The organism is Tepidimonas ignava (assembly GCF_004342625.1).
Taxonomy (GTDB): domain Bacteria; phylum Pseudomonadota; class Gammaproteobacteria; order Burkholderiales; family Burkholderiaceae_C; genus Tepidimonas; species Tepidimonas ignava.
The window spans coordinates 110,389-129,492 of record NZ_SMAH01000009.1; the positions used below are offsets into that span (position 1 = coordinate 110,389).

The 19,104-nt window shown below is 67.3% G+C and carries 16 protein-coding genes; 13 read left to right on the plus strand and 3 right to left on the minus strand.

The window, feature by feature from the left end; all coding sequences use genetic code 11:
* Positions 1-100: 100 nt before the first annotated feature.
* From EDC36_RS08395 to EDC36_RS08405, 3 genes are read left to right on the plus strand one after another with little or no spacing between them, the layout of a single operon-like run.
* On the plus strand, positions 101-346 hold the full coding sequence (locus EDC36_RS08395) for a metal-sensitive transcriptional regulator (protein WP_132962808.1): 246 nt from the start codon (positions 101-103) through the stop codon (positions 344-346).
* Between the two features lie 28 nt (positions 347-374).
* Positions 375-1,499 (plus strand): MBL fold metallo-hydrolase, encoded by a 1,125-nt coding sequence (locus EDC36_RS08400; protein WP_132962809.1) that lies wholly within the window; start codon positions 375-377, stop codon positions 1,497-1,499.
* 56 nt (positions 1,500-1,555) lie between these two features.
* The gene (locus EDC36_RS08405) at positions 1,556-2,398 is read left to right on the plus strand and encodes a type III pantothenate kinase (RefSeq protein WP_132962810.1); all 843 of its coding nucleotides are present in this window, start codon (positions 1,556-1,558) and stop codon (positions 2,396-2,398) included.
* A 7-nt stretch (positions 2,399-2,405) separates the two neighbouring features.
* On the opposite strand, the gene EDC36_RS08410 is transcribed toward EDC36_RS08405, so the two are convergent.
* Positions 2,406-3,617 (minus strand): M20 aminoacylase family protein, encoded by a 1,212-nt coding sequence (locus EDC36_RS08410; protein ID WP_132962811.1) that lies wholly within the window; start codon positions 3,615-3,617, stop codon positions 2,406-2,408.
* A gap of 88 nt (positions 3,618-3,705) precedes the next feature.
* Here EDC36_RS08410 and EDC36_RS08415 point away from each other — a divergent pair, with 88 nt between their 5' ends.
* Positions 3,706-5,811 carry a molybdopterin-containing oxidoreductase family protein gene (locus EDC36_RS08415; protein ID WP_132962812.1) on the plus strand — a complete coding sequence of 702 codons (2,106 nt, stop codon included), beginning with the start codon at positions 3,706-3,708 and terminating at the stop codon, positions 5,809-5,811.
* Between the two features lie 79 nt (positions 5,812-5,890).
* Here EDC36_RS08415 and EDC36_RS08420 read toward each other — a convergent pair whose 3' ends face one another.
* A complete protein-coding gene (locus tag EDC36_RS08420; RefSeq protein WP_132962813.1) occupies positions 5,891-6,148 on the minus strand; it encodes an acyl-CoA-binding protein in 258 nt (85 codons plus the stop codon).
* Positions 6,149-6,263: 115 nt separating this feature from the next.
* Here EDC36_RS08420 and EDC36_RS08425 point away from each other — a divergent pair, with 115 nt between their 5' ends.
* Complete coding sequence (locus tag EDC36_RS08425) at positions 6,264-7,223, plus strand: Rpn family recombination-promoting nuclease/putative transposase (protein WP_132962814.1); 960 nt, start codon at positions 6,264-6,266, stop codon at positions 7,221-7,223.
* Between the two features lie 262 nt (positions 7,224-7,485).
* Here EDC36_RS08425 and EDC36_RS08430 read toward each other — a convergent pair whose 3' ends face one another.
* Entirely contained in the window at positions 7,486-7,998 is a 513-nt protein-coding gene (locus EDC36_RS08430) for a ComEA family DNA-binding protein (protein ID WP_165902839.1), read from the minus strand.
* Between the two features lie 759 nt (positions 7,999-8,757).
* Here EDC36_RS08430 and EDC36_RS08435 point away from each other — a divergent pair.
* The 8 genes from EDC36_RS08435 to EDC36_RS08470 all read left to right on the plus strand — a co-directional run.
* Positions 8,758-10,494 (plus strand): type I secretion system permease/ATPase, encoded by a 1,737-nt coding sequence (locus tag EDC36_RS08435; RefSeq protein WP_132962816.1) that lies wholly within the window; start codon positions 8,758-8,760, stop codon positions 10,492-10,494.
* Positions 10,495-10,607: 113 nt separating this feature from the next.
* Positions 10,608-12,248, plus strand: a complete 1,641-nt coding sequence (locus EDC36_RS08440; RefSeq protein ID WP_243646532.1) for a type I secretion system permease/ATPase — start codon at positions 10,608-10,610, stop codon at positions 12,246-12,248.
* A 36-nt stretch (positions 12,249-12,284) separates the two neighbouring features.
* Positions 12,285-13,634: an HlyD family type I secretion periplasmic adaptor subunit gene (locus tag EDC36_RS08445; protein ID WP_132962817.1), complete on the plus strand. Its 1,350-nt coding sequence runs from the start codon at positions 12,285-12,287 to the stop codon at positions 13,632-13,634.
* A 100-nt stretch (positions 13,635-13,734) separates the two neighbouring features.
* Positions 13,735-15,078, plus strand: a complete 1,344-nt coding sequence (locus EDC36_RS08450; RefSeq protein ID WP_243646533.1) for a TolC family outer membrane protein — start codon at positions 13,735-13,737, stop codon at positions 15,076-15,078.
* A 5-nt stretch (positions 15,079-15,083) separates the two neighbouring features.
* Positions 15,084-16,499 (plus strand): mannose-1-phosphate guanylyltransferase/mannose-6-phosphate isomerase, encoded by a 1,416-nt coding sequence (locus EDC36_RS08455; RefSeq protein ID WP_132962818.1) that lies wholly within the window; start codon positions 15,084-15,086, stop codon positions 16,497-16,499.
* A complete protein-coding gene (locus EDC36_RS08460; RefSeq protein WP_132962819.1) occupies positions 16,493-17,677 on the plus strand; it encodes a glycosyltransferase in 1,185 nt (394 codons plus the stop codon). The genes EDC36_RS08455 and EDC36_RS08460 overlap by 7 nt, the downstream gene beginning before the upstream one ends.
* Positions 17,678-17,722: 45 nt before the next feature.
* The gene (locus tag EDC36_RS08465; protein WP_132962820.1) at positions 17,723-18,829 is read left to right on the plus strand and encodes an MraY family glycosyltransferase; all 1,107 of its coding nucleotides are present in this window, start codon (positions 17,723-17,725) and stop codon (positions 18,827-18,829) included.
* A 39-nt stretch (positions 18,830-18,868) separates the two neighbouring features.
* Positions 18,869-19,104, plus strand: a 236-nt coding sequence (locus tag EDC36_RS08470; RefSeq protein ID WP_132962821.1) for a hypothetical protein, incomplete at its 3' end; no start/stop codon positions are given.

Below are 19,104 nucleotides of genomic sequence, written 5' to 3' on the forward strand. Positions count from 1 at the left end.
ATACGTGCAAACCGAGGTGCTCGCCCCGGATCGGTCTTGACCGGATCGGCCTCGCTGGATACCATATGGAGTATCTATCGCGACGCTGACACCACTGCCCATGACCACCGTGCACGACCCCGAGCGCAAAAAAGCCTTGTTGTTGCGCCTCAAGCGCGTCGAGGGGCAGTTGCGCGGCATTCAGCGCCTGATCGAAGGTGACGCCGACTGCGAGCAGGTGGCGCAGCAACTGGCCGCCGCCCGCAAGGCCTTGGACAAAACCTTTTACGCCATGGTGGGCTGTGTGATGGCGCAGGGCGACACCCCGCCTGACGACGTGGCCGACCTGCTGGCCCGTTTTGCCTGACGCGCCGCCAGCGGCTACGATGGTGACCATGCGACCGATCCAACTGTTCGACCCCGACTCGTGCACCTACACCTACGTGCTGTTCGACGCCGACACGCGCGAAGCCGTCATCATCGACCCGGTGGACGAGCAACTGGAGCGCGACCTGCAGGTGTTGCGTGAGTACGGGCTGCGCCTGCGCTGGGTGGTGGAGACGCACGCGCACGCCGACCACATCACCAGCGCGCTGCGGTTGGCCGAGCACACCGGCGCGCGCACCGCGGCGCCAGCGGCGTGCGGCATCGCCACCGTGCACCAGCCGCTGCGCGACGGCGACGAGTTGCCGTTTGGCGCGCAGCGCTTGCGCGCGCTGGCCACGCCGGGCCACACCGCCGGCAGCATGAGTTACGTGTGGCAAGTGCAGGGCCGCACGCACGTGTTCACCGGTGACACCCTGCTGATCGGGGGCTGCGGCCGCACGGACTTCCAGTCGGGCAACGCCGAGGCGCTGTACCGCAGCATCACCGAGGTGCTGTTCGCGCTGCCCGACGACGCCATCGTGTGGCCGGGGCACGACTACCATGGCCGCACCCACTCCACCATCGGCCACGAAAAAGCGCACAACCCCCGCGTCGCGGGCAAATCGATGGCTGAGTTCGTGGCCATCATGGCCAACCTGAACCTGCCCAAGCCGCGCCGCATCGACGAAGCGGTGCCGGCCAACCTGCGTGGTGGCGTGCGCCACGACGCCGACGGCGCCGAGCGCGAAGTCCCGCGGCCCGCGCAAGGGTATGCGGGCGACGTCGCGCCGGAGCTGGCCTGGGCCTGGGTGCAGCAGGGGCAGGCGCTGCTGGTGGATGTGCGCACCGACGCCGAGCGCGAGTGGGTCGGCTACGTGCCCGGCGCCGTGGCGCTGGCGTGGAAGCAGTGGCCCGGCATGCAGCCCAACCCCGGCTTCGACGATGGGGTGCGCGCGCTGCTGCCGCAAGGCAAGCCGCTGCTGATGCTGTGCCGCAGCGGGGCGCGCTCGATCGCCGCGGCGCGGCGGGCCACCGAATTGGGCGCCACCGCGTACAACATCCTCGAGGGGTTCGAAGGCGACTTGGACACCGACGGCCACCGCGGCGCGCTGGGCGGTTGGCGCAAGCGTGGCCTGCCCTGGCGGCAGAACTGAGCGGCCCCAGCAGCAGCCGGCGCAGGCCGGGCTGCGCGCCGGTTTATGATGGCCACATGACACCGGTGGCCCCGCATGACTCCACGCTGCTGGCGCTCGACGTCGGCAACACGCGCTTGAAGTGGGCGCTGTACGACGCCCCCCTGCCCGGGGCGCGGCTGCTGGCCCACGGCGTGCAGTTCCTCGAAAATATCGAAACCCTGGCCGAAGGCGACTGGCGCCAGTTGCGCGCGCCGCGCTGGGTGCTGGGCAGCATCGTGGCCGGCGCCGGGGTACGCCACCGCGTGGAAGAGCAGCTCGAGCAGTGGGACGCGCCGCCACAGTGGGTGGTGCCCCGTGCGCAGGAGGCCGGCGTGGTCAACGGCTACGACCACCCGGCACGGCTGGGTTCAGACCGCTGGGTGGCCATGATCGGCGCGCGCCAGCGCCTGCTGGCGCGCGGGCAGCGGCGTCCCTGCATCGTCGTCATGGTGGGCACCGCGGTCACGGTGGAAGCGCTGGACGCCGACGGTCACTTCTTGGGCGGCATCATCCTGCCCGGCCACGGCATCATGCTGCGCGCGCTGGAGTCGGGCACCGCAGGACTGCACGTGCCCACGGGCGATGTGCGGCCGTTTCCCACCAACACCAGCGATGCGCTGACCAGCGGCGGCACCTTCGCCATCGCCGGGGCGGTGCAGCGCATGTGGGACAACCTGCGCGCGCACTGCCAGCAAGACCCCGTGTGCCTGATGACCGGCGGCGCAGGCTGGAAGATGGCGCCGTACATGACGGTGCCGTTCGAGCTGGTCGAGGGCCTGATTTTCGATGGGCTGCTGACGATCGCACGCGAGCGCTTTGGCATGGCCGCGGCCGCCACGGCGGCGGCCATGCCGGCCCACGCCCGCCCGGCCGGTTGACCGCGCCTCAGTCCGCGCGGGCCAACCACGCCCGCGCCAGCTCCACCCACAGCGTGGCCCCCAGCGGAATCAGGGCGTCGTTGAAGTCGTAGCGCGGGTTGTGCAGGGTGCAGGGGCCGGCATCGTGGCCCGGTCCGTGCTCGGCGCGGTGCGCGCCGTCGCCGTTGCCAATGAAGAAGTACGCCCCCGGCTTGGTTTGCAGCATGTAGGCGAAATCCTCCGCCCCCATCGTCGGCTCTTGGGGGTGCACGGCGTCGGGGCCGGCCAGCGCGCGCATCACCTCAGCCACGAACGCCGCCGGTGCCGCGTGGTTGACGGTGGGGGGGTAGTTGCGCCGCAGCGCAAAATCCGCCTGCAGGCCGTAGGCGGCGGCCACACCGTGGGCGATGTCGCGCATGCGTGCTTCGATCAGGTCCAACGCCTCGACGCTGAACGTGCGCACCGTGCCTTGCAGCTCCACATGGTCGGGGATGACGTTGGTCGCTTCGCCAGCACGGATCATCGTGACCGAAAGCACCCCGGGCTCGACCGGCTTGAGGTTGCGCGTCAGGATGGTTTGCCACGCCTGCACCAACTGGCACGCGGCCGGCACCGGGTCGTGCGCCAAGTGGGGCAGTGCGGCGTGCCCGCCTTTGCCGCGCAGGGTGACGTGGAACTCGTTGCTGGAGGCCATCACCGGGCCGGGGCTGACCGCCCAATGGCCCACCGGCAACCCCGGCCAGTTGTGCATGCCAAAGACGGCCTGCACTGGCCAGCGCTCGAACAGGCCGTCGGCGATCATTTCGCGCGCACCGCCGCCGCCTTCCTCGGCCGGCTGAAAGATCAGCACCACGGTGCCGTCGAAGTCCCGCGTGCGCGCCAGGTGCTCGGCCGCCGCCAGCAGCATCGCGGTGTGGCCATCGTGGCCGCAGGCGTGCATGCGCCCCGGGTGGCGGCTGGCGTGCGCGAAGGTGTTGAGCTCGGTCATCGGCAACGCGTCCATGTCGGCACGCAGGCCCACCATGCGGCCACAGGCGCCGCCGTCGCGCCCGCGCACCACGCCCACCACGCCCGTGCGCCCCAGGCCCTCGTGCACCTCGATGCCGCACTGCCGCAGCCGCTCGGCCACCCGCGCGGCGGTGCGCCGCTCCTCGAAACACAGCTCGGGATGGGCGTGCAAGTCACGCCGCAGCGCGGCGTACTCGGCGGCGCGCTGCACGATCGGTTCAATCAGCTTCATGTTGCCATCGTAGCGCCTGTGGCCGCGGCGGGGAAGGTCGCGGCTGCGCACGACCCCACCACGGTCATGGACGGTCTATCATGGGCCCATGACGAACCCCACCCAACCCCACACCGTGGCGGCGGCGCTGGCCCCTGAGACCACGGTGCTGGGCGCCTGTCCGCACGATTGCCCCGACACCTGTTCGCTCGTGACCACCGTGCGCGACGGGCGGGCGGTGCATCTGCGCGGCAACCCCGACCACCCGCCAACCGCGGGCGTGTTGTGCACCAAGGTCAGCCGCTACCTGGAACGTGTCCACCACCCGCAGCGCCTGACGCAGCCGCTCAAGCGCGTTGGTCCCAAGGGGGCGGGGCAGTTCACGCCGGTGTCGTGGGACGAGGCGCTGGACGACATCACCGCACGGCTGCGCGCCATCGCCGCGCGCGACCCGCAGGCCATCGTGCCGTACAGCTACGCCGGCACCATGGGCCTGGTGCAGGGCGAGGGCATGGCGGCGCGCTTCTTTCACCGGTTGGGTGCGTCGCTGCTGGATCGCACCATTTGCGCCAGCGCCGGTGCGGTGGCGTTGCAGGCCACGCTGGGGGGCAAAGTGGGCATGCCGGTGCACACCTTTGCCGACAGCCGCTTGATCCTCATCTGGGGCAGCCACAGCATCGCCAGCAACCTGCACTTTTGGCGCTACGCGCAGCAAGCCAAGCGGGCCGGGGCCACGCTGGTGTGCATCGACCCGCGGCGCACCGAAACGGCCGACAAGTGCGACGCGCACCTGGCCCTGCTGCCCGGCACCGACGCCGCGCTGGCCTACGCCCTGATTCACGAATGCTTCGTGCACGGTTGGGTCGACCACGATTACCTGCAGCGCCACACGGTGGGGTGGGAAGCGCTGCGGGCGCGCGCCCTGCAATGGCCTCCCGCGCGGGCGGCGGCCGTGTGCGGGCTGCCCGAGGCGGCGATCAAGGCGCTGGCGCGTGACATCGGCGCGTGCTTCGAGCGCGGCGAGCCGATCGGTATCCGCCTCAACTACGGCATGCAGCGCACCCGCGGCGGCGGCAACGCCGTGCGCGCGGTGGCCTGTTTGCCAGCCGTGCTGGGGGCCTGGCGGCGCCGTGGGGGTGGGCTGTTGCTGTCCAGCTCCGGCTGGTACCCGGTGCAGCGCGACGCGCTGTACAGGCCTGACTTGCTGTCGCACAGCCCCTGCCCGCAGCCGCGCACCATCAACATGAGCACCATTGGTGACGCGTTGCTGCACCCGGGCGGGGCCGATTGGGGGCCGCGCATCGAAGCGCTCATCGTCTACAACAGCAACCCTGCGGCGGTGGCGCCGCAGTCGGGGCGGGTGGTGCAGGGCCTGCGCCGTGACGACCTGTTCACCGTCGTGCTGGAGCAGTTCCAAACCGACACCGCCGACCACGCCGACTACCTGCTGCCGGCCACCACCCAATTGGAGCACTGGGACATCCACCTCAGCTACGGCCACACCGACGTGCTGCTCAACCGTCCCGCGATCGCGCCGTTGGGCCAGGCGCGGCCCAACACCTGGGTGTTTCGCGAGCTGGCGCGCCGCCTGGGGTTCGACGAGCCGTGCTTCGATGACGACGACCTGACGCTGTGCCGGCAGGCGTTTGGCGAGGCGGTGGACTTCGAGCGGCTGCTGCGCGACGGCTGGGCGCCGCTGCCGGTGCCCGACGTGCCGTTTGCCGAAGGGGGTTTTCCGACGCCGTCGGGCAAGTGCGAGCTGTTCAGCGCGACGCTGGCCGCCCAGGGGCTCGACGGGCTGCCCGAGGTGCTGCCCAACCACGAACCCGCCGGGGCCGACCCACGCCACCCGTTGGCGATGATTTCACCGCCGGCGCGGCACTTTCTCAACTCCACCTTCGTCAACGTCAAGTCACTGCGTGACGCCGAGGGCGAGCCGTGCCTGGAAATCCACCCGGACGACGCCGCCGCCCGGGGCATCACCGATGGGGACATCGTCGAGGTGTTCAACGACCGCGGACGGCACCGCACCCGCGCGCGCGTCACCACCCGCGCGCGCCCCGGTGTCGTCGTCGGCCTGGGTATCTGGTGGCGCAAAGACGGGCTGGATGGCACCAACGTCAACGAGCTGACCAGCCAGGCGCTGACCGACCTGGGCCGAGCCCCCACCTTTTACGACTGTGCCGTGCAGGTGCGCCGTGGCGTGACGGCATGAACGGCCCGCCCAGGCGAGCGCGCGTCAAGCCGCGGCGCTGGGTATGGGGTTTTGGTGTCGCGCAGCGGGTTGGGGCTGCTCACTCGAGCGTATCCACCAACGCGGCGTAGCGGCGCATGGCCTCGTCGCGGGCCAGGCCCTTGAGCTTGGTCCAGGCATCCCACTTGGCGCGCGCCACCAGGTCGGTCAGGCCAGGCTTGGGGCTGGTGTTGTCGCCCTCGGTGGCTTGTTTGTACAGCGCGTACAACTGCAGCAGGGTGTTGTTGTCCGGGCGGCGCGTCAGCGTCTGGACGCGCTGCAGCGCGGCTTCGAAGGCGGTTTGGGCGTCGGTGCTCATGGCTCACAATAATACGAACGTTCGTTCGTTTGTCAATCACCTGCGTGGGTGATCCATCCATCCGACCCACGTTTTGCCTCGATGGGGGCAAGTAACGCCGTTATGATGCCTGTCCATGTTCTTGGACGCCAGCTACAAGTGGCTCTTCAGCGAGCCGCGCCTCATCGAAGACCTGCTGCGCGCCTACGTGCCCGGCCCCTGGGAGGAGGCCGACTTCACAACGCTGGAGCGCGTCAACGCAAGCTACGTCACGGCCTCGGAAAAGCAGCGCCACGACGACATGGTCTGGCGGCTCAAGGTCGGGCCGCGCTGGGTGTGGGTGTACCTGCTGCTGGAGTTTCAGCAAGAGCCCGAGGCGCGCATGGCGCTGCGCATGCTGGGCTACGTGGCGCTGCTGGCGCAGCACCTGGTGCAAGAGCGCCAGCTCAACGACGACGGCAGCATCCCCGCCTTGCTGCCGGTGGTGCTCTACACGGGCGACAGCGCCTGGCACGCGCCCGTGCAGGTGGCCGACCTCTTTGATACCTCGCTGCCGGCGCTGCAGCCCTACGTGCCGCGGCTGCAGCACGTGCTGCTGCAGCAGCACAAGCTGGTCAAGCACGAAGTGCCGGCGGTCCGAAACCTGGCGCAGGCGGTCTTTGAGCTGGAGCAAGGCGCAAGCCGCCAGCAGGTGCTGGCGGTGCTGCAAGCGCTGCAAGCGTGGCTGGCCGATGACGCCTCGGCGCCGCTGCGGCGCCACCTGACGGTGTGGCTCAAGCAGTGGTTGCGTCGCAGCCGGCGCAAAGGTAGCATAGTGCAAAGCTTGGAACAGCACGCAGACTGGCTGGAGCCTACGATGAAGCTGCACGAAAAACTCGACATGTGGTACGACCAGGCGGTCGAAGAGGGCGCTCAAAAGGGCCAACACGAAGGCTTGGCCAAGGCGGTGGCGCTGCAGGCGCGGCTGCGTTTCGGCGAGCTGCCGGCGTGGGCGCATGAACGCTTACAGCGTGCCAGTGAAGACGACCTGTTGGGGTGGCTGGCGCGCATGCTCACGGCGACGAGCTTGGAGGAGTTGCTCGGGCGCTCGCATTGAGTGAGCCGCGGCTGATGTGCGTGTGAGAGGGCCCACCAACCCACGTTGGGGGTGGTGCGGTCTTGGCCGGTCGAGCATCCAGCCAGTCCGATCGAGGACGACGGCACACCCAGACCAGACGCATCCGTGTCGTTGCGCAGCCTTTTCAGCCATTTGGCGTGGGTTCAGGCCCCGCTGAGCGTTGGCTGTTGGCATCAGTGGCTGTCAACCGCTCAAGCGCTGGGTGCCCACGGGGCATCCAGCGTCAAAACTTCGTTGCTGATCAGCGTGAAGGTGCCGACAGTCCCGGAATTGTCGGGTACGCCGCCGCGGGCGGCGCAGACGGCTTGCCGGCTGGCCGTTCATGCCCGGCCGACCCTGGGGGGCGTGCGGATGGCGAGGCGGGCGGGTGCGGTGCTGCAGGCGCGGCGGGGTTCGCGCCGCGCGCCGACACCACGGCTTGCGCCAACTCGGCACCGTAGCTGCGTCCGTTGACCCGCAGCCCCTGCGCGGAGAGTTTTTCGGCTGTCTTGGGTCCGATGCCGGCCACGCGCGCCTGCAAATCGTCCCACCCATGAAAGGGTCGTTGCTGGCGAGCCTGCACGACACGTTGCGCCAACACCGGCCCCACACCGTGCAGCGTCGCCAGCTGCGCCGCGCTGGCTTGGTTGGCCTCTAGCACCTGCGCCAGCGCGGGCGTGCACGCGGCCAGCGACGCCCAGACGGCCACAGCGACGCAGGCATGCAGGCGCGCGCAGCGCCCCTGTCGCGCGAATGCTTGGATACGGTGGGTCATGTGTCTCCTCCCCATGGTTGGTGGGCGCGACTTGGCCGGGTGGGCGCGGTACACTGCGCCGCCTGCGGCCTACCAGTGAAGGCAAGGAATTTCATATATGAATACATGCTACACTTGCCCACATGACTTGGTTGCGCATCAGCACGCCACTGGCCGCAGAGCCTGAGCAGACACAACGCTTGCGAGCGTTGCAGCAAGCTTTTGCGCAAGCGTGCAACTGGCTGGCTCCCTTGGTTCGGGGGCACCGTTGCTGGAACCGTGTGGCCTTGCATCACCTGGCGTACCGTCCATTGCGGCAAGCCATGCCCGCACTGGGGGCGCAGATGGCGTGCAATGCCATATATTCGGTTTGCCGAGCCGCACGTCTGGTATACCAACACCCCCACAGTCCTTTTCACCACAGCCGTTTGCAAGGGCAGACGCTGCCACTGCTTCGTTTTGCAGACACTTGCCCCGTGTATTTTGACCGCCACACGCTCAGCTTGCGCAACGGTGTGGCGTCACTTTACACGTTGGACGGGCGCATACGGTTTCAATTGGTGCTCGCACCCCAAGCGCTGGATGCGCTGGCGACGATGCGTTTGAGGGAAATCGTACTCAGTGGGCATGACCAGCATGCTTACCAGCTTACTTTTGTCCTGAGTGCCCCAAACGAAGGCGCGCCACTCGACCACGATGCGCCGGAGTTTGTGGTTACGGCCGGCGATCCGGTGGCGGCAGCGCCCACACTACCTCCTTATCTACAAGTGGAGCCATCTCATGCCTCAACCTGACGCAGCGGGCCAACCCACACCGCCCGAGTGGCCGCAAGTGCTGCAAGATCTGTGGCCGGCCGTGCGCCGAGCTTGGTTTTTTGCCGTTGTTGCCAGCTTGCTTTTGCTGGCGCCCACGTTTTACATGTTCGAAGTCTACGGCCGAGTGGTCAACAGCCGCAGCCACATGACCTTGGCGATGTTGACTCTGGCGGTGGTGTTGGCGTATGCGGTCATGGAAACGCTGGAGTGGGCGCGCAACGAGGTGATGCGCGAGGCCGCCACCTGGTTTGACCGCTGCTTGGCCCCGCGGGTGGTGGACGCCATCCACGAAGGCAACCTGCGTCGCCTCGGGGCTGGCACGGTGCAGCCCATGGTGGATCTGCGCGTCGTGCGGGATTTTTTCAATCAGCCCGCCGTTGCAGCGGCGATGGAAGCGCCGGTGGCGCTGGTGTTTTTGCTGATCCTGTTCATCGTGCACCCGTGGTTGGGGTGGGCCGCGTTGGTGGGGGCACTCATCCAGGTGGCGCTGGCATGGAGCAACGAGCGCATGACGCAGCCGCCGCTGAGCGCGGCCAACCGCGCCGCCATCGCCGCGCAACAAACGGCCGATGGCATGTTGCGCAACGCCGAAGTCGTCGAAGCCATGGGCATGTTGCGCAGCATCCACGCCCGCTGGTGGAAACAGCAACAAACGTTTTTGGATTTGCAAGCGCTCGCCTCGAACCGTGCCGGGGCGTTTGCGGCGCTCACCAAATGGATCCAGACGGTCTGGGGTTCTCTGTTGCTGGGCTTGGGTGCCTGGTTGGTGCTGGAAAACACCCTGCCTGGGGGGGGCGCCATGATGATCGTGGCCTCGGTGCTGGGTGGTCGGGTGCTGGCGCCGTTGGTGCAACTGGTGACCCAATGGCGCTCGGTCATCCAAGCGCGCGATGCTTGGGGGCGGCTGACCAAGCTGTTGGCTCAAGTGCCGCCGGCGTCCGACGCGTTGCCGCTGCCTGCGCCGCGGGGCCATGTGTCGGTGGAAGGCATCGTGGTTGCCCCGCCGGGCACCCCAACGACGATTTTGCGCAGCGTCGCGTTTGCCCTGCAGCCGGGTGAGGCGCTGGCGGTCGTGGGGCCGTCGGGGGCCGGCAAAACCACCTTGGCGCGGGCGCTGGTTGGGCTGTGGCCCTCGATGGCTGGCAAGGTTCGACTGGATGGCGCCGATGTGTACACCTGGCGCAAAGACGAACTTGGACCGCACATTGGCTACCTGCCCCAGGGTGTTGAATTGTTGGAGGGCACCGTGGCAGAAAACATCGCCCGCTTTGGGGAGGTGGACATGCGCCGTGTGCGTGAGGCGGCGGCGTTGGTCGGCCTGGACGCCTTGATTGAAAGCTTGCCCCAGGGCTACGACACCTGGGTGGGGCCCGAGGGGGCGGTGTTATCCGGGGGGCAGCGCCAGCGGGTTGCCTTGGCCCGAGCGCTCTATGGTGACCCTGTGCTGGTGGTGTTGGATGAGCCCAACGCCAGCTTGGATGAAGCAGGGGACGCGGCCCTGGTCCATGCCATTCGCACCCTCAAAGCCCGTGGCACCACCTTCGTGGTGATGACCCACCGCACCAGTGTGTTGACGGTTGTCGACAAGATGCTGGTGTTGGTGGAGGGTGCGGTCAAAGCCTTCGGACCTCGTGACGATGTGCTGGCGGCTTTGCGTGCCGGCCATGCGCCTGCCCACGTTTCCGCCACAAGGACAGCATGATGCTTTTGTCTGTGTCTTCGGGTTCGGCGCGGTCCGAACTGGGTCAAACGCTGTGGGCGTTCCGCCGCGAGTTTGCTGTGGTCGGTTGGTACAGCCTTGTGGCTAACGTGCTCATGCTCACGCCCACGCTGTACATGCTGCAGGTGTACGACCGTGTGATGGTCAGCCGCAGTGAGCTGACCTTGCTGGTCGTCTCGGTGCTGGCCCTGTTGCTGTTGGGCTTCATGGCGTTGGCCGAGTGGTTGCGCTCGCGCGTGTTGGTGCGGGTTGGTCAGCGTATCGACGACGCGCTCAGCAACCGTGTTTTTCAGGCCTCGTTTGACGCGAGCCTGCGCCCCAACGAAGGTCGGCAAGGGCGTGCCTTTGCCGATCTGACCGAGCTGCGCCAATTTCTCACGGGCAACGGCGTTTTTGCGTTGTTTGACACGCCGTGGGCGCCCATTTACATCGCGGTGCTGATGCTCATGCACCCGATGCTGGGGTGGCTGGCCGTGGCCTTTGCCGGGGTGCAGCTTGCGCTGGCGTGGTGGGGGCAGCGGGCGGCGCGCGCACCGGCGCAGGCGCTTCATCAATCACAAACCGACGAAAACCGGTTTCTACAGTCCAAGCTGCGCAACGCCGAAGTCGTGCAGGCCATGGGCATGCTGCCCGGGCTCAAGCAACGCTGGCAGCAGCGGCACGACGCCGTTATGCAGCAGCACGCCGCCGCGCAAGCCACGACCCACCGTGTGGCCGCGTGGAGTAAATTCGTGCGCTACTGCCAACAGTCGTTGATGTTGGGGGCGGGCGCGTTGCTGGTCATCGACGGTGAGCTGTCCCCCGGTGCGATGATCGCGGCCAACGTGCTGGCGGCGCGGGCGCTGGCTCCAATTGACATGCTGGCCGGCACATGGAAAGCGTTTCTAAGTGCTCGACTGGCTTACGACCGGCTGCGGCGCTTGCTGCAGGACCACCCGACGCGTGATCTGGCTCTGCGCCGTGTGGCGCCACGCGGCCGTGTCGAGCTTCGTGGCGTGGTGGCCCGGGCGCCAGGTCGTGACCAGCCGATTTTGCACGGCATCGACTTGACGCTCGAGCCTGGCACCGTCACCGTCGTGATGGGACCATCGGGCAGTGGCAAATCCACGTTGGCGCGTGTGGTCGTGGGCATCTGGCCCGATGTGCAGGGTGAGGTGCTGCTGGACGAGCACCCATTGCAGAGTTGGTCACGTGTCGAATTGGGCGGACATCTGGGGTACCTGCCGCAAGATATTGAACTTTTTGATGGCACCATCGCGCAGAACATCGCGCGCATGGGCCAGGAAGATCCTCAGGCTGTCGTGGCTGCAGCCAAAATCACCGGCCTGCATCCAACCATCCTGCGCTTTCCCAAAGGGTATGACACCCCCATGGGCGAAGCCGGGCAGTTGCTCTCGGGGGGGCAGCGGCAGCGGGTGGCCTTGGCGCGTGCGCTGTACGGAAACCCGGCCCTGGTCGTGTTGGACGAGCCCAACGCCAACTTGGACGACGCCGGCGAAGCGGCCTTGCAGCACGCGCTGCGAGCCCTCCGGGAAGCTGGGCGCACCGTGCTGGTGGTATCCCACCGTCCCGGGGTGCTGAATGTGGCCGATCGTGTGGTCGTGATGCGCGAGGGCCGCATCGAAGCCAGCGGTGCTCGGGACGACGTCATGGCGCGCCTCGCGCAGGCTGCCCAGGCAGCGGCGTTGGCAGGCCCCCACGACAACGACCACCCCCACCGCGCACCAGCCACCTGATGCGCCCGACACCAATTTGCACAGGATACCGAAGCGATGAACACACACACCACGGTTACCGAAGCGCTGTCTGCCTCGCCAGTCGGTGCGGCGCAGGCGGCGGTACGTCCAGCCAGCCGCGCCGCCCGGTGGGGGGCTTGGGCCTTGATGTTGGGCTTTGGCGGCTTTGTCGCGTGGGCTGCATGGGCCCCGCTGGACGAGGGCGTGCCCACGCACGGCGTCGTGGCCATCGACACCAAGCGCAAGGCGGTGCAGCACCTCAGTGGCGGTATCGTGCAACAAGTGTTGGTGCGCGAAGGAGATCTGGTGCGCGAAGACCAAACCCTGATCGTGCTGGATGAGAAGGCTGCACGTGCCAACTACGAGGCTGTGCGCCAGCGCTACCTTGGGCTGCGCGCCATGCAAGGTCGTTTGATGGCAGAGCAACTCGGGGCAACCACCATCACATGGCACCCGGACTTGCTCGCTGCGCGCCAAGACCCGTGGATCGAAGCGCAGATGCAGGCCCAACAGCAACTGCTGCGTTCGCGCCGCGAGGGGTTGCAAGCAGAACTTCGCGCGCTGGAAGAGGCAAGTCAGGGGCAACAGGCGGTGCTGCGCGCCTACCAAGCGATGCTGCCCAGCCGGGAGCAACAACTCGCTTCGTTGGAAGAGGAACTGCGCAGCATCACCGCGCTGGTCCACGACGGCTACGCTCCCCGCACACGGCAAAACGAACTGCAACGCCAGGTGGCCGAGCTCAAAGCGCAACTGGCCGACCTGCAAGGCAACATTGAGCGTGCCCAGCGCGCCATAGCGGAGTTGCGCCAACGGTCGGTGGCGCGGCAACAGGAATTCCGCAAGGACGTCGAAAACGAACTCACCCGGGTCAACCTTGACGTGCAGGCCGATGCCGAGCGTTACCGGGCGGCGCAGGCTGAGCTGCAGCGCACCGAAATCCGCGCCCCCGCCACAGGCCAGGTGGTGGGGTTGGCTGTGCAAAGCGTGGGTGCCGTGATTCAGCCAGGTCAAAAGCTCATGGATATCGTCCCGTTGGACGAGACGTTGCTGCTGGAGACCCGGTTGGAGCCCCACCTGATCGACAAGGTGCGCGCTGGCCTCAAGGCAGATGTGCGCTTCAGCACCTTCGCGCACTCGCCGCAGTTGGTGGTGGAGGGCGAAGTCGTGTCTGTTTCGGGTGATCTGCTGGCCGATCCCCACACGGGGGCGCCCTATTACTTGATGCGGGTCAAGCTCACCGAAGCAGGCATGCACACGCTGGGGCCACGCAAGTTGCAGCCCGGCATGCCGGTCGAAGTCATCGTCAAGACAGGTGAGCGCTCGCTGCTGACTTACCTCGCAGGGCCGTTGGTGCGCCGGGTTGCGGCGAGCCTGAAGGAAGAATGAAATGCGGCCACACCAATCGATACCGAGGCCAGCGACCCCGTGGGTTGGTACGCCACAGCGCTGGTGGGGTTGCATACGCGCTTGTGCACTCACCGCGGTGATGGCGGTGGGCGGTTGGGCCCATGCCCTGGACCTGGACCAGGCGTACCGTCTGGCCCAGAGCAACGATGCTCGCGTGCGCGCCACCCGTGCCGCCACCGATGCCCAGCGCGAGCGCCTGCCGCAGGCCGAATCTCAGCGCTTGCCCCAGGTAAGCCTGAGTGGCAGCCGCTCCAACAACGACCTCACCCGAACCAGCCAAAATTTTCTCGGTCAGCCGGTGACGGTGGACGAGCGGTACTGGAGCTACAACGCTACTCTGGGGGTGCGTGTGCCGCTGTACCGGCCGGCGGTCACGGCCGGCATTGCGGTGGCCAAGGCCCAAGTGGCGGACGCCGAGGCGGTGTTGCGTGCCGAGGAAATCAACCTCGCGGCGCGCGTCGCGCAGGCTTACTTCGAGGCACTGACGGCTCAGGACAACATCGAACTGGTGGCGGCGCAACAACGTGCCGCCACCACCCAGGCCGACGCTGCACGCAAAGCCTGGCAAGCCGGCACCGGTACCCGCACCGACGTGGACGAAATCGAGGCACGGTTGGACTTGCTGCGAGCCGACGAAGTGCGTGCGCGGCAACAACTCGAGTACGCAATGGCCCAGATGCAAGTGCTCGTCGGTCCATGGGATGGCGCCCTGGCCCCCGTTGACGCCCAGAGGTTTGCCGTGGCGCCGTTGCAACTTGCAACCCTGACCCAGTGGCTGGAGCTGGCCGAGCGCAACAGCCCGGAGCTGGCGGCGCTGCGCGCGCGGCGCGACGCGGCGCAACAGGAAATCGCCCGCGCCAGCGCCGGTCACTGGCCTACCCTGGACGCGGTCGTGCAAATCACCCGCAGCGCCAGCGAAAACGTCACCTCGCCCAGCTCCAGCTACACCAACCGGGCGGTTGGCGTGCAGTTGAACGTGCCGCTTTACAGTGGGGGCTATACCAGCTCCACCGTGCGTCAGGCCATGGCCGAACTTGTCCGTGCCGAAGAACAGCTCGAAGCCGCCCGGCGCGACCTGCACCTGCGCATCCACGACCAATACCGTTTGGTCATCGAGGGCTCGCAGCGCATCAGCGCTTTGCAAAAGGCACTGGCCTCGGCGCAGCAGGTGGTACAGTCCAACCGGCAATCTTGGCTTGCCGGCGTGCGTACCATCCTCGATGTGTTGGATGCCGAAGTGCGCGCACTCACCGTCGAGCGCGACCTGCGTGCCGCGCGTTACCAGTACCTGCTGGCGCGGCTGCGCCTGGCGGTGTTGGCAGGTGCCAGCGTTGATGAGGAGCTCGGTACCGTTCAAGCCATGTTGTCCACGGGGCCGCGCGCCGCAGCCACCGCCCAAACGGTAACCACCAACCCCAATTGACCGCCATGCTGATCTCCACCATCCTCAGCGGCGGGGCGGGCACTCGCCTGTGGCCGCTGTCGCGGCAAGCCCATCCCAAGCCATTCATACGGCTACCCGATGGGCAAACCATGCTGCACAAGACGTTGCTGCGTGGCGCCCGGCTGCCCGGCGTGGCCGAGCTGCTGATCGTCACCAACCGCGATCACTATTTTCAAACCCAGGACGAGTGCATGGCCGCGGGTCTGTCAAGCGTGCCTACGCGCTACCTGCTCGAGCCATGTGGCCGCAACACCGCGCCCGCGCTGGCGTTGGCCGCGCTGGACATCGAGCAACGCCACGGCCCCGAGGCATGCATGTTGGTGCTGCCGGCGGACCACATCGTTCAAGACCTCAACGCCTTTGCTCGGGCCGTGGCCCAGGCCCACGCCATCGCCCAGCAGGGCTGGCTCACCACCTTTGGCATACAACCAACCCACCCGCACACCGGCTACGGCTACATCGAGGTCGGTGAACCGCTGCACGGCGGCCACCGCGTTGTGCGGTTTGTCGAAAAGCCCGACGCCCCGCGCGCCGCTGAAATGCTGGCCAGTGGGCGTTACCTGTGGAACAGCGGCATGTTCTGCTGGCGCGTGTGCGATCTGCTCGAGGCCATGCAACGTGCGTGTCCGGATTTGCTGCAAGCCGCGCGCGACTGCTGGGCCCAAGCGGACGTGCAAGCCAACCCCGTGCAGTGGCCTTGCGCCGCTTTTGAGGCGCTGCCAGACATTTCCATCGACTACGCGGTGCTGGAGCATGCCGACCGATTGGCCGTCGTGCCAGGCCAACTGGGCTGGAGTGACGTTGGCTCGTGGAATGCCCTGGCGGATTTGCTGCCCACCGACGCGCACGGCAACCGGGTACAAGGAGACGTGACGCTGCTGGACAGCAACAACAACATTGTCATCGGTGGGCACCACCTGGTGGCGGCCCTGGGGGTGCGGGACCTGATCATCGTCGACACCCCCGACGCCACCCTCGTGGCCCACCGCGACAAAGCCGAAGATGTACGCCGGATCGTGCAGCGCCTGCGCGACAGCGGGCACAGCGGTTACCGTTGGCATGCCACCGTGCACCGCCCCTGGGGCAGCTACACCGTGCTGGAAGAGGGCCCGCGCTTCAAAATCAAGCGCATCGTGGTTAAACCAGGGGCGTCGCTGTCACTGCAAATGCACCACCATCGCTCCGAACACTGGATTGTCGTGTCTGGGGTGGCCAAGGTCATCAATGGGCAGCAGGAGCTGCTGGTGCGCACCAACGAATCCACGTACATTCCCGCAGGGCAAAAGCACCGCCTCGAAAACCCCGGCAAGGTCGAGCTCGTGATGATCGAAGTGCAAAGCGGCGAATACCTGGGGGAAGACGACATCGTGCGCTTCGAGGACGTGTACGGACGATGCTGAGCGCCCATCAGCGGTCGGCGCCGCCCCTGGACTGTGGCGGTGATGGCGCACCCGTCGTGCTGCACGTGGGCAAGTTTATCCCGCCGCCGGCGGCGGGCATTGAGCTGCACACCCACACCTTGTTGCAAGCGCTGCAGCCCCACATACCAGTGGGGTTGCTCGCGGCGTGCTCGGCGGTGGATCCCCAGGCCCACCAGCGACTGCCTTATCCCGTCTGGGCGGTGCCCAACCTAGGTCGCTGGGATGCGGTGACCGTCAGCCCCGGGGTGCTGAGTGCGGGCTTGCGCTTGATGCGCCAAGGGCGCGTGCGCGCGCTGCACTTGCACCTGCCCAACCCGTGGGCCGATCTGCTGGCCGTGCTGGCCCCGCGCAACCTGCCCATCGTGGCCTCGTGGCATAGCGATATCGTGCGCCAGCGCAACGCCTTGCGGTTGTACCGCCCGCTGCAGCAGGCGGTGTTGCGTCGGGTGCAAGCGGTCATCGTGGCCACCCCGGGGCATCTGGCGTCGTCCACGCAACTCGGCGCGGCCGTGCGCAAAGCGCACGTGGTGCCCATGGGTATCGACGCTGCGCAGTGGCAGGCGTCGTTGGCCGATCGTGGCACCGTCGAGCAGCTCAACCGTTTCGCCATGGGGCGGCCCATCATCGCCAGCGTAGGGCGGCACGTTTATTACAAAGGTTACCCGTGGCTGCTGCAAGCCCTGGCACACATGCGCGAGCCCGCTGTGCTCGTCATGGCAGGGCACGGGCCTCTTACCCCCGCGCTGCGGCGCATTGCCCAACAGCTTGGTCTGGCCGGGCGTATCCTTTGGTTGACCGATGCATCCCACGCCGCTGTGGTGGCCGTGCTGCACACGTGCCACGTGTTCACGCTACCTTCCGTGGAGCCGGCCGAGGCCTTCGGTTTGGCGAGCGCCGAAGCCATGCTGTGCGGCAAGCCCACGGTGGTGTGCACCCTGGGCAATGGGGTCGACGACCTCAACCGCCATGGACAAACCAGCCTTGTGGTCCCGCCGCGCGACCCGGCGGCGCTGGCCGCAGCGCTGGACACCCTGTGCGCCGATGCCGAGCTGCGGCAGCGCCTGGGGGTCGCCGCGCGGCAGTGGGTGTCGACCCAATTCAGCGTTCAAGCCATGCGCGACGGCACGCTGGCCGTGTACAAGCAAATCCTCGGGTAAGCTCGCTGCCCCGGCGTTGTTCACACCACCCGTGAAAGCCATCCCGTGCAAACCCTGACCGTTGCCCTCGCCGTCGCCTTTGCCGTGGCCATGCTGCTGGTGCGCCACCGCCGCCTGCACCTGGGCGTGACGGGCGATGTGGCGGACCGCGGCCCGCAAAAGTTTCACATCGGCACGGTACCCCGGGTGGGCGGCGTGGCCGTCGCGCTGGCGCTGGCCGTGGCGCTGGGATGGAGTGCCTGGCGTGGACTGGTCGGCGGCGAGGCGGCGGCCCTGCTGAGCGCGGGGCTGGTGGCGCTCGCAACCGGTTTGGCCGAGGACCTGACCAAGCGCGTTTCACCTCGTGTGCGCCTGCTGGGCACCGTGGTCGCAGCGGCGATAGCGTTGGGTTTGACCGGCGTGCACCTCCAGCGGCTCGACCTCCCGTGGGTGGATGCATGGATGGCGTGGGTGCCGCCGGGCGTTGCCCTCGGCTGGGCGCCGCTGGGGGTGGCCATCACCCTGCTGGGGGTTGCGGGCCTCAGCCATGCCATCAACATCATCGACGGCTTCCACGGCCTGGCCGCGGGGGTGGGGGTCTTCATGTTCGCGGCCTTGGGCTATGTGGCCTGGGTGGTGGGTGACGTGCTGGTGCTGCAAATGTGCCTGGCCATGCTCGGTGCGCTGCTGGGCTTTTTACTGTGGAACTACCCCCGCGGGTTGATTTTTTTGGGGGACGGAGGTGCTTACCTGGTGGGTTTTTGGCTGGCGCAAGCTGGTGTGTGGCTGGTGGCACGCAATCCCCAGGTCAGCCCCTGGTTCGTACTGCTGGTGTGCGCCTACCCGGTGGTCGAGACGCTCTTTTCCATCTACCGCAAACGCATCGTGCGGGGGCGTTCCCCCGCTGTGCCTGATGGGCTGCACCTGCACATGCTCATTCACCGCCGTTTGCTGCGCTGGGCGGCCGGGCCCGGCGCCGGCCGAGACCTCAATGCCCGCAACGCCGCCACGGCCCCGTACCTTTGGGGCATGTGTGCCATTGGGGTGGTGCCCGCGGTGTTGTGGTGGCACAACGCAGCCGTGTTGAAAGCCAGCATGGTGCTCTTTATGATTGTGTACCTGTGGTCTTATGCCCGGCTTTTGACGAAGCGCAAACGCGGCAAGGGAGGGTAAATTACCATCTCGAGGGGGGATCTTGTGGCTACCGTAAACATGACTTTAGCCCAACGTCTGAAGCTGATAGAGCTGTACATTGGGTATTTCAACCGTGCGCCGGAGCAGGCGGGTTTGGACTACTGGGCTGGGGAGTTGGCGGCGCTGCTGGGGCGGGGTGTGACAGAAGCGCAGGCGTACCAGAGTATTGCGGATCGTTTTTACGACGCTGGGCTGCAGTTTGGTCTGTACAAAGCGGACGATTCGGTGGAGTCGTTCATCCAGCAGGTGTACAA

Coding starts and splice junctions, on each gene's coding strand:
- EDC36_RS08395 (WP_132962808.1), top strand. CDS start 101: ATGACCACCGTGCACGACCCCGAGCGCAAAAAAGCCTTGTTGTTGCGC.
- EDC36_RS08400 (WP_132962809.1), top strand. CDS start 375: ATGCGACCGATCCAACTGTTCGACCCCGACTCGTGCACCTACACCTAC.
- EDC36_RS08405 (WP_132962810.1), top strand. CDS start 1,556: ATGACACCGGTGGCCCCGCATGACTCCACGCTGCTGGCGCTCGACGTC.
- EDC36_RS08410 (WP_132962811.1), bottom strand. CDS start 3,617: ATGAAGCTGATTGAACCGATCGTGCAGCGCGCCGCCGAGTACGCCGCG.
- EDC36_RS08415 (WP_132962812.1), top strand. CDS start 3,706: ATGACGAACCCCACCCAACCCCACACCGTGGCGGCGGCGCTGGCCCCT.
- EDC36_RS08420 (WP_132962813.1), bottom strand. CDS start 6,148: ATGAGCACCGACGCCCAAACCGCCTTCGAAGCCGCGCTGCAGCGCGTC.
- EDC36_RS08425 (WP_132962814.1), top strand. CDS start 6,264: ATGTTCTTGGACGCCAGCTACAAGTGGCTCTTCAGCGAGCCGCGCCTC.
- EDC36_RS08430 (WP_165902839.1), bottom strand. CDS start 7,998: ATGACCCACCGTATCCAAGCATTCGCGCGACAGGGGCGCTGCGCGCGC.
- EDC36_RS08435 (WP_132962816.1), top strand. CDS start 8,758: ATGCCTCAACCTGACGCAGCGGGCCAACCCACACCGCCCGAGTGGCCG.
- EDC36_RS08440 (WP_243646532.1), top strand. CDS start 10,608: ATGCTCACGCCCACGCTGTACATGCTGCAGGTGTACGACCGTGTGATG.
- EDC36_RS08445 (WP_132962817.1), top strand. CDS start 12,285: ATGAACACACACACCACGGTTACCGAAGCGCTGTCTGCCTCGCCAGTC.
- EDC36_RS08450 (WP_243646533.1), top strand. CDS start 13,735: ATGGCGGTGGGCGGTTGGGCCCATGCCCTGGACCTGGACCAGGCGTAC.
- EDC36_RS08455 (WP_132962818.1), top strand. CDS start 15,084: ATGCTGATCTCCACCATCCTCAGCGGCGGGGCGGGCACTCGCCTGTGG.
- EDC36_RS08460 (WP_132962819.1), top strand. CDS start 16,493: ATGCTGAGCGCCCATCAGCGGTCGGCGCCGCCCCTGGACTGTGGCGGT.